This is a genomic window from Pseudomonas sp. ANT_J12, assembly GCF_008370045.1.
GTDB lineage: Bacteria > Pseudomonadota > Gammaproteobacteria > Pseudomonadales > Pseudomonadaceae > Aquipseudomonas.
The window spans coordinates 249,064-262,425 of record NZ_VOBN01000003.1 but is presented as its reverse complement, the minus strand read 5'-3'; the positions used below and the strand labels follow the sequence as shown (position 1 = coordinate 262,425).

General features: G+C 61.7%; 13 protein-coding genes and 1 pseudogene. 12 read left to right on the top strand and 2 right to left on the bottom strand.

Translation table 11 applies throughout. From position 1 onward, the window contains the following. The first annotated feature begins 251 nt into the window (after positions 1 to 251). The gene (locus tag FQ192_RS09430; protein WP_149658368.1) at positions 252 to 659 is read left to right on the top strand and encodes a hypothetical protein; all 408 of its coding nucleotides are present in this window, start codon (positions 252 to 254) and stop codon (positions 657 to 659) included. Between the two features lie 31 nt (positions 660 to 690). On the opposite strand, the pseudogene FQ192_RS09425 reads toward FQ192_RS09430, so the two are convergent. Beyond that, positions 691 to 1,714 (bottom strand): annotated as a pseudogene (locus tag FQ192_RS09425) (DMT family transporter). Here FQ192_RS09425 and FQ192_RS09420 point away from each other — a divergent pair. The 11 genes from FQ192_RS09420 to FQ192_RS09370 all read left to right on the top strand — a co-directional run bounded on the left by FQ192_RS09420 (position 1,709) and on the right by FQ192_RS09370 (position 12,861). Next, complete coding sequence (locus FQ192_RS09420) at positions 1,709 to 2,272, top strand: helix-turn-helix domain-containing protein (RefSeq protein WP_149658367.1); 564 nt, start codon at positions 1,709 to 1,711, stop codon at positions 2,270 to 2,272. The pseudogene FQ192_RS09425 and the gene FQ192_RS09420 sit on opposite strands and share 6 nt — an antisense overlap. Before the next feature lie 158 nt (positions 2,273 to 2,430). Then, positions 2,431 to 3,624 carry an SfnB family sulfur acquisition oxidoreductase gene (locus tag FQ192_RS09415; protein ID WP_149658366.1) on the top strand — a complete coding sequence of 398 codons (1,194 nt, stop codon included), beginning with the start codon at positions 2,431 to 2,433 and terminating at the stop codon, positions 3,622 to 3,624. A gap of 10 nt (positions 3,625 to 3,634) precedes the next feature. After that, entirely contained in the window at positions 3,635 to 4,072 is a 438-nt protein-coding gene (locus FQ192_RS09410) for an acyl-CoA dehydrogenase (protein WP_149658365.1), read from the top strand. Beyond that, entirely contained in the window at positions 4,072 to 5,475 is a 1,404-nt protein-coding gene (locus tag FQ192_RS09405) for an LLM class flavin-dependent oxidoreductase (protein WP_149658364.1), read from the top strand. The genes FQ192_RS09410 and FQ192_RS09405 overlap by 1 nt, the downstream gene beginning before the upstream one ends. A 176-nt stretch (positions 5,476 to 5,651) precedes the next feature. Next, a complete protein-coding gene (locus FQ192_RS09400; protein ID WP_149658363.1) occupies positions 5,652 to 6,557 on the top strand; it encodes an AMP-binding protein in 906 nt (301 codons plus the stop codon). Next, on the top strand, positions 6,554 to 7,330 hold the full coding sequence (locus FQ192_RS09395) for an ABC transporter ATP-binding protein (RefSeq protein ID WP_149658362.1): 777 nt from the start codon (positions 6,554 to 6,556) through the stop codon (positions 7,328 to 7,330). Before FQ192_RS09400 ends, FQ192_RS09395 begins: the two co-directional genes overlap by 4 nt. Then, entirely contained in the window at positions 7,330 to 8,211 is an 882-nt protein-coding gene (locus FQ192_RS09390) for a branched-chain amino acid ABC transporter permease (protein ID WP_123598352.1), read from the top strand. Before FQ192_RS09395 ends, FQ192_RS09390 begins: the two co-directional genes overlap by 1 nt. Before the next feature lie 4 nt (positions 8,212 to 8,215). After that, positions 8,216 to 9,265 (top strand): branched-chain amino acid ABC transporter permease, encoded by a 1,050-nt coding sequence (locus FQ192_RS09385; protein ID WP_149658361.1) that lies wholly within the window; start codon positions 8,216 to 8,218, stop codon positions 9,263 to 9,265. 25 nt (positions 9,266 to 9,290) lie between these two features. Beyond that, entirely contained in the window at positions 9,291 to 10,631 is a 1,341-nt protein-coding gene (locus FQ192_RS09380) for an ABC transporter substrate-binding protein (protein ID WP_149658360.1), read from the top strand. 3 nt (positions 10,632 to 10,634) lie between these two features. After that, complete coding sequence (locus tag FQ192_RS09375; protein WP_149658359.1) at positions 10,635 to 11,402, top strand: ABC transporter ATP-binding protein; 768 nt, start codon at positions 10,635 to 10,637, stop codon at positions 11,400 to 11,402. A gap of 13 nt (positions 11,403 to 11,415) precedes the next feature. Further along, positions 11,416 to 12,861 carry an FAD/NAD(P)-binding protein gene (locus FQ192_RS09370; protein ID WP_149658358.1) on the top strand — a complete coding sequence of 482 codons (1,446 nt, stop codon included), beginning with the start codon at positions 11,416 to 11,418 and terminating at the stop codon, positions 12,859 to 12,861. Between the two features lie 172 nt (positions 12,862 to 13,033). Here the strand turns inward: FQ192_RS09370 and FQ192_RS09365 are convergent, their stop codons facing one another. Further along, positions 13,034 to 13,279 carry a hypothetical protein gene (locus FQ192_RS09365; protein WP_149658357.1) on the bottom strand — a complete coding sequence of 82 codons (246 nt, stop codon included), beginning with the start codon at positions 13,277 to 13,279 and terminating at the stop codon, positions 13,034 to 13,036. Positions 13,280 to 13,362: the final 83 nt, after the last annotated feature.

Genomic DNA, 13,362 nt, shown 5'->3' with positions numbered 1-13,362 from the left:
ATCATACGTGCCGGAAACCGGATCACCAAACGGCAACCTGTGGCAGGATCCTACAAGGTAGGCCGGAACGGCCGGTTTTACAGCATTCAGGAACCAGGTTCGATTCCCCGCACAGGTTCACTGCAAACCTTTTGGCTACGAATTTATGAGCCCTGACCTGTCAAGTCTGACAGTAGACAGGCTGTGGCTTGCGCTAGTTGAATGGGTTGACTGCCTGTGTATCCAGACGGGCTTATGACAGGAGAATCAACATGTCGAATGAGGAAAAATTCAGAGAATCGTCGGTAGAACCGGTAGAACCATTAGAGGTGATACCTATCGATGAAAAACTTATCCCTCCGTCTATTGATAAGAAATATCTTCTAGGGGGCAATCTCCCGATCAAGTACGTCAAAGAGGGTTATGTATATTCTATTGAGCCTTCAGAACGCGCCGTCGGGCAGGAAGTGCGCCCTTATGTCCACTATGTGACGCATGGTACTTTTTTTGGTTTAAGCGCAGTCATTACCGAGGGAAACCTGAAGGCTACACTGCAATTCAGACGGGGCGGTTTTCTGGCCCCAATCCCAAATGAAAGAGTCGAGCTTTACTTCGTTGTCAAACATCCGGATGGCTCGAAAACTCAGTCGAAAAGTCACGTCTACACCATTGTCGCCTGACAGTTGACAAGTTCCAGCGACGGGCAGGTTTTCAGCCCTGGCTTTCCCGTTGCAATACCTCCTCGGTGTCCGGTTTGCCCCGCGTCTTCAATTCACTGACGATCACCGCCGCCACAATCAACCCCGCCCCCAGCAACGCAATCGCCGGCAACCGCTCTCCGGCAATCCGCCCGACAATCCCGGCCCATACCGGCTCACCGGCATAGATCAACGTCGCCCGGGTCGGCGAAACGCTTTTCTGCGCCCAGTTCATCGCCACCTGGATCGCCGCACTGGCCGCGCCCAAGCCCAGGGCACTGCCCAACAGCAGCCAGGAGAAATGCGGAATCACTTCCTGCGTAGGCACCACCATCAAAAACGCCAGCATCGACGTGACCGCCAGTTGCACCACCGTGACCCGGCGCACATCGACCTGGCCGGCATAGGTGCTGATCAAGATGATTTCAGCCGCAATCGCAACGGTGCTGATCAGCGTGGCAATTTCGCCAGGACTGAAATCCAGCGAAGCTCCCGATGGCCCGGACAACATCATCAATCCGGTAAAGGCCAGCATGATGCCAATGCTCGGCATCAACCCCGGCCGCTTGCCGAAGACCATCCATTGCAGCAACGGCACAAACGGAACATACAACGCCGTAATAAACGCCGACTGGCTGCTGGGAATCGTCTGCAAACCCACGGTCTGCAAGCCGTAACCGAGCATGATCGCCACGCCGATAAAGGCCCCGGCCTTGAGTTCCAGCAGGGTCAGCGCCCGCAGGCTGCGCCAGGAAAACAGCGAGACAATGCACGCCGCCGCGGCAAAACGCAGGCCGACGAAGAACATCGGTCCACTGACCGTCATCGCATGCTGCACCAGCAAAAAGGTGCCGCCCCAGACCATGGTAATCAGCACCAGCACGCACTCAGCCTTGCTGAATCGCGAGAAACGGGAGGAGGTGTGGGGAGTGTTCGCCGACGTCATGACCTTGCGCGCTACCTGAGGCGGACGCACAATGCGCCCGAATGTTGCGCAGTATACTGCCCAACCCCACCGAGTGAGCAATATAGTGCACAAAGATTCTCCCCCGCGGGCTTCGGTCCTCCAGCATGTCAGCCAGAACGTCAAACGCCTGCGCCACGCCGCCGACATGAGCCAGACCACCCTGGCCGAAAAGTCCGGGGTCAGCCGTCGCATGCTGGTGGCCATCGAGGCTGGCGAGAAAAACGTCAGCCTGACCACCCTCGACCGTGTGGCCGAAGCGCTGGAAGTGGCGTTCAGCGACTTGATCCAGGCGCCGGATGCGCGGGACCCGAGCCGCATCAACGAACTGGCCTGGGCCGGCACGATCCCTGGCAGTAAAGCCGTCCTGCTGTCCAAAGCCACCGCCACCCGCGAAGTGGAACAGTGGGAATGGTGCCTGCAACCGGGGGAAATCTACCCCTCGCAACCGGATGCCGATGGCTGGAGCGAACAGATCTACGTGTTCGAAGGCTGCCTGACCCTGATGCTCGGCGATACGCCCCACGACATTGCCGCCGGCGAGTTTTATATGTTCGCCAGCAACCAGCCCCATACCTATCGCAATGATGGGGAAGTGGCGGCGCGGTTTGTGCGTAATGTGGTGATCTGACTGTTTACAGGCCAACAGTGGATGAACACTTTGCTGTTTTTAAGCTGCGACGGTTTCTTTGAAAACTCAGCAAGCCACTGAAATAAAACGTTTTTAGTTTCAGGCACGACTCCTGCAAAAGGTCTTGGGTATTCACCCGGAACCACGGAGTCGGCCCCATGACAACTTCCCCCAGCACCGCCCATCTCATCCGCTCGGACGCCGAGGCCATCGCCGTCGCGCACAAACTTGCGGCGCGTTTTGCCGTCGAGGCCAGCGTCCGTGATCGCGAGCGACGCCTGCCGGTGGCAGAACTCGACGAATTCTCCGCCAGCGGCCTGTGGGGCATCACCGTTCCCAAGGCATACGGTGGCGCCGGTGTGTCCTACGTGACTGTCGCCGAAGTGATCAAGATCATTTCCGCCGCCGACTCTTCCCTCGGCCAGATCCCGCAAAACCACCTTGGCGTGCTCGACATCCTGCTGCAAACCGCTACCGAGGAGCAGAAACGCTATTACTTCGGCAAAGTCCTGCAGGGCGTCCGTTTCGGCAACGCCTTCTCCGAATCCAAAAGCAAAAACGCCGGGGCCTTTGAGACCCGCATTCGCTTTGACGAGGACACTGCGCAGATCGACGGCGAGAAGTTCTACTGCACCGGCGCGTTGTTTGCGCACATCGTGCCGGCGGTGGCGGTGGATGACGACAACAAGGCGTTCATCGCCTTCATCGAGCGCGACAACCCGGGCCTGACCGTGATCGACAGCTGGGACGGTTTCGGCCAGCGCACCACCGCCAGTGGTGGCGTCACCTTGAACGCGGTGAAAGTCCCGCGCAGCGCGGTCATCCCCGCGCACAAAGCCTTCGACGAACCCACCGCCGACGGCCCGATCTCGCAAATCATCCAGGCTGCCGTGGACACCGGCATCGCTGTCGGCGCGCTGGAAGAAACCAAGCGTTACGCCCGCGAATCCCGCCCGTGGATCGACAGCGGTCACGATCACGGCTGGCAAGACCCGTTCAGCATTGCCGCGATTGGCGATCTGGAATGGCGCGTCCACGGCACCGAAGCGATCCTGAAAAAGGCCGGCCAAGCCATCGACGCCGCATTGCTCAACCCCAACGAAGACACGGTCGCCCACGCCTCGGTGGTGGTGGCCCAGGCCAAAGTCCTGTCGGCGGAAATCGCCTTGCTCGCCAGCAGCAAGCTCTTCGAACTGGCCGGCACCCGTTCGGTGCTCGGCAAATACAACCTCGACCGCCACTGGCGCAACGCCCGGACTCACACCTTGCACGACCCGGCGCGATGGAAATACCACCTGATCGGCAACTACCTGCTCAACGGCGTGAAGCCCGCGCGCCACGCCTGGAACTGAGGAGCCTCCCATGAATGCCTTGACCCAACCGATTGCTGCCACCGAGCCCCTGGCCAAAAGTCAGCACGACTTGCACAACGCCCGCAGCCTGCTTGATGCAACCCTGCGTTTCGTGCGCCAGCAGACCGAGGCCACGGATGATCCCTACGTCATCAGCCGCTTCGGCGATTTGCACATTCGCATCGAAGTCGCTGCCGCACTGTTGGAACGCGCTGAAGATTTTCTGAGCAGCGCCGAGGACGACACGGAAATCAGCATCGCCATCGCCGAGTCGCACCTGGCCAGCGCCGATGCTCTGAATGCCGTGAGCAACGCCGAATTCGAACTCACCGGCCAACGCACCGCGCTGCATGGCTCGCTGCATGATCCGCTGCGCTGGAAACTCCATCTCATCGGCAATTTCCGCCTTAACGGCATCCATCCTCCAAGCTTCAGGAGCGTCGTTTGATGGCCCGTGAAATTCGTTTAAATGCGTTCGACATGAACTGCGTCGGCCATCAGTCGCCGGGATTGTGGGCGCATCCCCGGGATCGTTCCTGGCAGTACAAGGACCTCGAATACTGGACCGATCTGGCGAAGATTCTTGAGCGCGGCAAGTTCGACGGCTTGTTCATCGCCGACGTGCTCGGCATCTACGACGTCTATAACGGCAACGGCGACGCGGCGATCCGCCAGGCGGCGCAGGTGCCGGTCAATGATCCGCTGCAACTGATTCCGCCGATGGCGCTGGTCACCGAACATTTGGGCTTCGGACTCACCGCGTCGCTGTCCTTCGAGCATCCGTATCCATTCGCCCGCCGCCTCTCGACCCTCGATCACCTGACCAAGGGCCGCGCCGGCTGGAACATCGTCACCTCGTATCTGGAGAGTGGCGCAAAGAACCTCGGGCAGAAAAACCAGACCGAGCACGACGCCCGTTACGACTTCGCCGAGGAGTACCTGGAGGTTTGCTACAAGCTCTGGGAAGGCAGCTGGGAGGAGGGCGCGATCCTGCGCGATCGTGAGCGGCGGATCTTCAGTGACCCGAGCAAGATTCATGAGATCCAGCACGTCGGCAAACACTTCCAGGTGCCGGGGATTCACCTGTGTGAGCCGTCGCCCCAGCGCACGCCGGTGCTGTATCAGGCCGGGGCGTCGAATCGTGGCAAGCAGTTCGCGGCGGAGCATGCCGAGTGCGTGTTTGTTGCGGCACCGTCGAAAGTACTGCTGAAGAAAACCGTGGCCGATATCCGTCGGCGTGCGGCGCAGGCCGGGCGCGATCCGAAGAAGATCCTGATCTTCAACCTGCAAACGGTGATCCTCGGCGAGACCGATGCCAAGGCCAAAGCCAAGTTCGAGGAATACAAAACCTGGGTCAGCTACGAAGGCGCGATGGCGCTGATTTCCGGCTGGACCGGGATTGATTTCAGCCAGTTCAAACCGGACGAACCGCTCAAGCATGTGCACACCAATGCGATTCAGTCGGCGGTGGAAGCGTTCTCCACGGCGGACCCGAACAAGGTCTGGACCCCGAATGAATTGGCCGATTGGGTGGGAATCGGCGGGTTTGGCCCGTTGTTTGTCGGCAGCCCCGAGACGGTCGCCGATCTGTTGCAGGAGTGGGTCGAGGAAACCGACGTGGACGGCTTCAACCTGGCTTACGCGCTGACCCACGAAACCTTCATCGACGCCGTGGAATTACTGGTGCCGGAGTTGCAGAAGCGCGGGGCGTACAAGACCGAATACGCGCCGGGGACCTTGCGCGAGAAGTTGTTTGGCGAAGGGCCGCGCTTGCCGGACATCCATCCGGGGGCGGGGTATCGGGATTTGGCGGGGTTGCGGCAGCAGGGGAAGAAAGTGGTGTCGGCGTGATGATCGTTCCCACGCGACCCGTGGGCATGCATCCCGGGACGCTCCGCGTCCCCAGCTCCAACAACGGACGCAGAGCGTCCATGGCGGCATTCCCACGCAGAGCGTGGGAACGATCAAATGAAGAGCCAGCCCAGCGGATCACCGCACGCTTTTGCCCATGAACAGGAGGTCACCCCATGAGCGTGCACGAACTCAAGCGTCCGCCCACCGCGGACAGCGCCGAATGGCAGGTCAAGGCGCCCCAGGCCCTGGAGCAGTTGCGCCACTGGGGCCAGGTCAGTCCGTTGCAAACCGCGTTGCGCCACAAGCGCCACGGCCAGTGGTTTGTCTGGCGCTGGATCGATGCGTTGCGCGATGTCGAGCGCCTGGCCGATGGCTTGCGCCAGCAAGGCTTTACCGAGGACTCGCGACTGGCCCTGAGCGGTGCTTTCGAGCCGGATCTGTTGCTGCTGGCGCTGGCTGCCCGGCATGTCGGCGGCGAAGTGCTGACGCTGCCCGACACCCTCGACCCCGAGTCACTGCACAAAGCGCTGTGGCGCAGCCGTCCCACCCACGCCTTTATTCAAGGACGACAAACCCGACAACTGTGGCTCAACCACGGCCAATCCCTGTTGAATTTCGCCGAACTGCTCGGCCCGGTGGAACCGCCGCAACGCCTGCGCCTCAGCCTCTCCGGCGCCCAGCTCTGGAGTGAAGAGGGCACCGAATGGCAAGACGGCCTGACGGTGGTGCTGGATCAATGGCTGGCCAGCGGCCAAGCCCTGGCCTTCCCGGAAAGCCCCGGCAGCGCCAGCCGCGATCGACGGGAAGTGGCGCCGTCCGGGTTGCTGCTGTCCGCCGAACGCCTGCAACGCCTGGCCGATGAAATCGAAAGCCGTCTGGCCCCACCAAACACCTGGCGCCGACGCCTCTGCGACTGGGCCATCGCCCACCCGGAAAAACCGCTGCAACGCCTGATCAAAAACCGCGTTCGCCGGCTGCTGGGCTTTCACAACCTGCATTTCATCTGGCAAGCCACCCGCAGCCCCGACGCCCCATCCGCGCCGACCTGGCTCGCCGAATTCAAACGGGATATCGCATGAGCTCGACCGATTCCATCCTGCAAGTCAGCGGTATTTCCCTGTCGTTCAAAGGCGTGAAGGCGATCAACGAGTTGTCCTTCGACGTACGCCGGGGCGAGATCTGCGCGCTGATCGGCCCCAACGGCGCCGGCAAGAGCTCGTTGCTGAACGTATTGAACGGCGTGTACCCGTTCGATGCCGGTTCGATTGTTTTCGAGCAACAGCCCTTCAAACGAATCGCCCCGCTGACCGCCGCCCGCCGGGGCATCGGGCGCACGTTCCAGAACAACGCGCTGTTCAAGAAAATGAGCGTGATCGACAACATCCTCACCGGCCTGTCCCGGCACCTGCGCAGCAGCTTCATCGAACAAGCCCTGAACTTGCCCCGCGCCCGGCGAGAGGCGCAGGACTTCCGCCAACAAGCCCAGGGCATTCTCGAATTTCTGGAACTGCAGGCCCACCGCGATGTGCCGGTGGGCAATCTGTCCTATGGCCTGCAAAAGCGTGTGGAACTGGGCCGCGCCTTGATTGCCGGCCCGCGCCTGTTGCTGCTCGACGAACCCATGGCCGGTATGAACGCCGAAGAGAAGCAGGAAATGTCCCGTTTCATCGCCGACATCAACCGCGACCTCGGCACCACGGTGGTGTTGATCGAGCACGACATGAGTGTGGTCATGGGCCTGTCCGACCATGTCGTGGTGCTGGATTACGGACGCAAGGTCGGCGACGGCACGCCCGCGCAAGTGCAGGCCGATCCCGACGTGATCGCGGCGTATCTGGGGGTGGTGCACTGATGACGTTCTTCTTCGAAACCCTGCTCGGCGGCTTGCTCGCCGGCACCATGTATTCCCTGGTCGCCATTGGTTTTGTGCTGATCTACAAGGCCAGCGGCGTGTTCAATTTTGCCCAGGGCTCGATGCTGCTGTTCGCCGCGCTGACCTTTGTCAGCCTGCATGACCAAGGGGTGCCATTTGCGTTGGCGCTGTTGTTGACGGTGCTGGTGATGATCATCGGCGCGCTGTTGATCGAACGGCTGGTGCTGCGGCCCTTGGTCAACCGTTCGCAAATCACCTTGTTCATGGCCACGCTGGGGCTGTCGTTCATCATCGAAGGCCTGGCCCAGGGCTTGATGGGCTCGCAGGTGCGGGCGCTGGACCTGGGCATCGACGACGTACCGATTTTCATCGGCGGGATGATGGTCAGCCAGTTCGACCTGATCGCCGCCGCTGCGGCCATCGTGCTGGTGACGGTGCTGGCGCTGCTGTTCAACAAGACCCGGATCGGCGTGTCACTGCGCGCCGTGGCGGATGACACCACCGCCGCGTTGTCGATCGGCATCAACCTCAACCGTATCTGGCAGATCGTCTGGGCCGTGGCCGGGGTGGTCGGGCTCGTCGCCGGGCTGCTCTGGGGCGCGCGGCAAGGGGTGCAGTTTTCCCTGTCGCTGGTGGTGCTCAAGGCCTTGCCGGTGCTGATCATCGGCGGCTTCACCTCGATTGGCGGGGCGATTGTCGGCGGGTTGATCGTCGGTGCGGCGGAGAACCTCGCCGAGGTCTACATCGGCCCCTTGATTGGCGGCGGCATCACCCCGTGGTTCGCTTACGTCCTGGCCCTGGCCTTCCTCTACATCCGTCCCGCCGGCCTGTTCGGCGAGCGCGCCATCGAGCGAGTCTGAACCCATGTCGATATCCCTTGCCCGTGAAACCGCGCCGTCGGTGCTGGTCCAGCGTCGTGTGCCATTCGGCTTGCTCGGCCTGTTATTGATCGCGTTTGTCATCGTGCCACTGACCGGTAACGACTATTGGCTGAACGCAATCCTGATCCCTTTCCTGGTGCTGTCCCTGGCCGGGCTCGGTCTCAATTTGCTCACCGGTTATACCGGCCAGACCTCGGTCGGCGCGGCCGGGTTTATGGCGGTCGGCGCGTTTGCCACCTATGGATTTTTGCTGCGCTTGCCTGAATTGGGTTTGCCGGTGGCGCTGCTCGGCGGCGGCTTGATCAGCGCTGTGGTGGGGTTTGTCTTTGGTTTGCCGAGTTCGCGGATCAAAGGTTTTTACCTGATGGTCACCACGTTGGCCGCGCAGTTCTTCCTCGAATGGCTGTTCGTCAAATTCCCCTGGTTCTACAACTACGGCTCATCCGGGACGATTTCCGCGCCGAAACTGGCGCTGTTCGGCCATGACCTGAACACGCCGGTCGGCCGTTACTGGCTGACCCTGACCACCGTGCTGCTGTTGACCTGGGTCGCGGTGAACCTGGTGAAAAGCCAGATCGGCCGCAACTGGATGGCGATCCGCGACATGGACACCGCCGCTGCGGTAATCGGCATCCCGGTGGTGCGCTACAAACACCTGGCGTTCGCCGTCAGCTCGTTCTACCTCGGCATCGCCGGGGCGCTGTGGGCCTTCGCGTATCTGGGCACCGCCAGCGCCAGCAGCTTCGATATCAATCGCTCGTTCCAGATCCTGTTCATCATCATTATCGGCGGCATGGGCAGCATCGCCGGCAACTTCGTCGGCGCGGCGTTTATCAGCCTGCTGCCGATCCTGCTCAGTCACGCCGGGCAAGCGTTGTTTGGTGGTTCGGTGGATGCCGGGCAACTGCAGAACCTGCAAAAAATCATCTTCGGCGTGCTGATCATTCTGTTCCTGATCAAGGAACCGGAGGGCTTGATCCGCCTGCTGGGTAACCTTCGTGAACGGCTGCGCCACTGGCCGCTGCGCTTCTGAATTCCTGACTGATTAGAGAGACAACATGCGTACATCCTTGAAACGTTCCTTGCTCGGCGCGGCCCTGACACTGGCGGTGTTCAGCAGTACGGTGCCGCTGGCCCAGGCCTCGCCGGACCAGCAATTCTTCCCGTTGGCCACCTACCGCGTCGGCGCCTACGCCTCCAGCGGCGTGCAGGTGTGGGCCGGGATGCTCGATTACCTGAACTACATCAACGAGGTGGAAGGCGGGATCAATGGCGTGAAACTGGTCTGGCAGGAATGCGAGACCGAGTGGACGGCGGAGAAGGGCATCGAGTGCTATGAGCGCTTCAAGAACGGCCTGGACGGCGCGCCGGTGGCGATCTATTCCCCCAACGGCGCCCCGGCGGCGTATGCCCTGAGCGAGCGGGCCGAGGTCGACAAGATCCCGCTGATCACCCTCGGCTACGGTCGCACCGAAGCCACCGACGGCACGGTGTTCCCCTACAACTTCCCGGTGATGCTGACCTTCTACAGCGAGGCCTCCAGCCTGATCAACTACATCGCCCAGCGCGAGGGCGGCTTCGACAAACTCAAGGGCAAGAAGATTGCCACGGTCTACCACGACTCGGCTTACGGGCGCGAAACCCTGGGGCCGCTGAAACTGTTGGCCGAGAAGTACGGCTTCGAGAACATCCAGATTCCGGTCGCGGACCCGGGCAACGAACAGTCGTCGCAATGGCGGCAGATTCGCCAGGTCAACCCGGATTGGGTGTTCCTGCGCACCTGGGGCGTTTCCACGCCAGTGGCGGTCAAGACCGCTGCCCGTTTCGGCTTCCCGGTGGACCATATCGTCGGCGACATCTGGGCCAGTTCCAGCGAAGACGTATTGCCCGCAGGCGCCGCCGCCAAAGGTTATCTGGCGCTGACGCCATACCCGGCCGGCACCGATTTCGAGATCCACAAACGGCTCAAGCAATACATCCTCGACAAGGGCAAGAGCGACCTCAAGGACCTGAAGAATTTCGGCAGCGTCTACTACAACTCCGGGCTGGTGAACGCGGCGGTGATGGTCGAAGCGATCCGCACCGCCCAAGGCAAATTCGGCAAGCGCCCGCTGAATGGCGAGGAAGGGCGCTGGGGCCTCGAGCACTTGAACATCGACGATGCGCGGCTCAAGGACATGGGCTACTTCGGGCTGATGCAGAACCTCAAGTTGTCCTGCAAGGATCACGAGGGCGGCGGTTCGGCGCGGGTGCAGCAGTGGGATGGCGCCAACTGGACGCTGATCAGCGACTGGATTGCGGCTGATCGCGCGTTGTTGCGGCCGTTGATCGATGAAAAATCCGCAGCGTTCGCCAAGGAAAAAGGCCTGACGCCACGCACCTGCACCGGGGATGAATAAGCCATGAGCCACGCCGCCAGCGACATCGCCGCCCATGACCTGTTGCAGGTCAAAGACATCGAAGTGATCTACGACGGCACGATCCTGGCGGTGGCCGGGGTCTCGCTGGCGGTGCCCAAGGGCGGCATCGTCGCGTTGCTCGGGGCCAACGGCGCCGGTAAAAGCACCACGCTCAAGGCGATTTCCGGGCTGGTGCGGGCCGAGCGGGCGCAAGTCAGTCGCGGCAGCATCGCGTTTTTCGGGCGCGATCTGGACGGGGTTGATCCGAGCGTCCGGGTGCGCCAGGGCATGGTCCATGTGTTGGAGGGCCGGCACGTGTTCGCGCAACTGACGGTGGAGGACAACCTGCGCAGCGGAGGGTTTGTCCGGCGTTTGAGCCGCCAGGACATGGCCCGGGACCTGGAGCGCATCTACGCCTGGTTTCCGCGCCTGAAAACCAAGCGCAAGACCCAGGCCGGGTTGACCTCCGGTGGCGAGCAGCAGATGGTCGCCATCGGTCGGGCGCTGATGACGCGTCCTACTTTGGTACTGCTTGATGAACCTTCCATGGGTTTGGCGCCTATTATCGTCCAGGAGATTTTCGAGATCGTCGCCCAGCTCAATCGCGACGAGCAGGTGAGCTTCCTGATTGCCGAGCAAAACATTAATGTGGCGCTCAAGTACGCGTCCCAGGCTTATGTGCTCGACACGGGGCGGGTGGTGTTGTCCGGCAGCGCTGAAGAGCTGCTGGCTCGGGGCGATTTGCACGATTTCTATTTAGGCAAACACTGACCGTGAGAATGCGATGAACCAAACCCCCAGCGGACAGGCGACCGACGCCATCCGCCATGCAGACATCCTGATCATTGGCGGCGGGCTCAGCGGCGCAATGTTGGCGGCGCAGTTATTGCGTTTGCCCGGCCAGCGGTCGTTGCTGGTGATCGAACCCCGCGCGGAACTGGGCCGGGGCGAGGCGTACAGCGCGGTCGAGTTGGGCCACACGTTGAACGGTAACGCGGCGCGGATGAGCGTCGACCCGGACAACGCCGAAGATCTGACCCAATGGCTGACCGACTACATCGCCGCCGGTGGCTGGCCGGAGTCGGACCAGCAGCATGTGCCGATCAGCGAGTTGTTCCCGCCGCGAGGGCTTTTCGGCTTGTACGTGCAGCAGCGGTTGGCGGAAGCACAAGCGGTGGGGGCGGTGAACGGTTCTTCGGTTGAGCATGTACGGGCGGAGGTGGTGGATCTGCAAACCATCGATGATTCCGTGCGACTGACCTTGAGCGACGGTCAACGCTTGCAGGGCGCGTTTGCGGTGCTGGCCACGGGGATGTTCCCTGCGGCACGCACGCCGCAGACCGAATCCAGCGGTTTGAACGCGGCAGCGCTGGACCCATGGGATGTGGCGGCTATGCGGCAACTCGATCCGCAATCCACGGTGCTGATCATCGGCTCGGGCCTGACCATGGTCGATGCGGTGGTGTCCCTGGAACAGGCCGGGCATCGCGGGCCGATCGAAGTGTTTTCCCGGCATGGGCTGCTGCCGCATGTCCGGCGTCAGCCGCCGGCGTGGGTGGATTTTCTGGCCGAGGATCACAGCATTCGAACCCCGCGCCAGTTGGTGCGCGAGTTGCGCCGGCATTGCCGGGACGCTATCGCCCAAGGCATCGACTGGCAATCGCCGCTCGACACGGTGCGGGCGCATATCGGCCGGTTATGGAATCAGGCGACGGACGCGCAACGTCGGCAGTTTGTGCGGCATGTGCGGCCGTGGTGGGAAAGTCATCACCATCGCTCGCCGCCGTTGAGCGCGGAACTGGTGGAACGGCTGCACGGGGAAGGGCGGTTGCGGATTCAGGCGGCCTCGTTCAAGGGGCTGGAACCTTCGCTGAACACTGAAGTGAGGATTCGCATTCGGCGCCGTGGCGAAGCGGAAACCGTGGTGGTCAGCGGCGCGGCGCTGATCAACTCCAGTGGCATCGAATACGACTGGCGGCGAGTCGCGCGTCCGTTACCGCAGCAGTTGCTGGCGCGTGGGCTGATCAAACCGGGACCGTTGGCGCTGGGGATTGCGGCGGCGGTGGATGGTGCGGTGCTCGATGCCGACGGGCAAGTCGCCCAACGGCTGTTTGCCATGGGCCCGCCGTTGCGGGGCATGTGGTGGGAGAGCACGGCGGTGACGGATGTGGCGAGCCAGGCGAAGGCGTTGGCAATGCGGCTGGCGGAAGACACAAAAAAACTCTCATAAGAGAGTTCTGAAATAAATGAGTACTTGTGGCGAGGGGGGGGTTAACCCCGTTCGGCTGCGAAGCAGTCGCAGACCCACGCAACTCGGTGTCACATGAAAAAAAGCAGGGGGCCGCTGCGCGACCCAACGGGGGCAAGCCCCCTCGCCACAAAAGCCCCCTGTTATACGAGACTCAAGCATCAATCCGCTGATACTTCGAACCGAACTCAGGACGGTTTTCCGCGACGTAGAGTTTGGCTTGCTCGGCGTTCTGTTGCAGGTTGACGCTGCCTTTGCGTTCAGTGTCGATGCCGACGGTGTTGACGTTCTGGCTGGCTGGATGGCCGACTTTCACGGCGGCAACGGCTTGTGGTGCTGCGTAAGCCGACGTGGCGCCAAGGACGGTAAGGGCGAAGGTAAGACCGATGAGGCTTTTCATGATGTTGCTCCAGAGAGTGGGAAGAAGTTGTCGCCACTCTAGTGCTGGAGCGTGGCGATGAAAAAACACCATTAGGCATAGTC

Bases quoted from the DNA above. Each gene is read 5' to 3' on its own strand.
- FQ192_RS09430 (WP_149658368.1), top strand. From the start codon at position 252: ATGTCGAATGAGGAAAAATTCAGAGAATCGTCGGTAGAACCGGTAGAA.
- FQ192_RS09415 (WP_149658366.1), top strand. From the start codon at position 2,431: ATGACAACTTCCCCCAGCACCGCCCATCTCATCCGCTCGGACGCCGAG.
- FQ192_RS09410 (WP_149658365.1), top strand. From the start codon at position 3,635: ATGAATGCCTTGACCCAACCGATTGCTGCCACCGAGCCCCTGGCCAAA.
- FQ192_RS09405 (WP_149658364.1), top strand. From the start codon at position 4,072: ATGGCCCGTGAAATTCGTTTAAATGCGTTCGACATGAACTGCGTCGGC.
- FQ192_RS09400 (WP_149658363.1), top strand. From the start codon at position 5,652: ATGAGCGTGCACGAACTCAAGCGTCCGCCCACCGCGGACAGCGCCGAA.
- FQ192_RS09395 (WP_149658362.1), top strand. From the start codon at position 6,554: ATGAGCTCGACCGATTCCATCCTGCAAGTCAGCGGTATTTCCCTGTCG.
- FQ192_RS09390 (WP_123598352.1), top strand. From the start codon at position 7,330: ATGACGTTCTTCTTCGAAACCCTGCTCGGCGGCTTGCTCGCCGGCACC.
- FQ192_RS09385 (WP_149658361.1), top strand. From the start codon at position 8,216: ATGTCGATATCCCTTGCCCGTGAAACCGCGCCGTCGGTGCTGGTCCAG.
- FQ192_RS09380 (WP_149658360.1), top strand. From the start codon at position 9,291: ATGCGTACATCCTTGAAACGTTCCTTGCTCGGCGCGGCCCTGACACTG.
- FQ192_RS09375 (WP_149658359.1), top strand. From the start codon at position 10,635: ATGAGCCACGCCGCCAGCGACATCGCCGCCCATGACCTGTTGCAGGTC.
- FQ192_RS09370 (WP_149658358.1), top strand. From the start codon at position 11,416: ATGAACCAAACCCCCAGCGGACAGGCGACCGACGCCATCCGCCATGCA.
- FQ192_RS09365 (WP_149658357.1), bottom strand. From the start codon at position 13,279: ATGAAAAGCCTCATCGGTCTTACCTTCGCCCTTACCGTCCTTGGCGCC.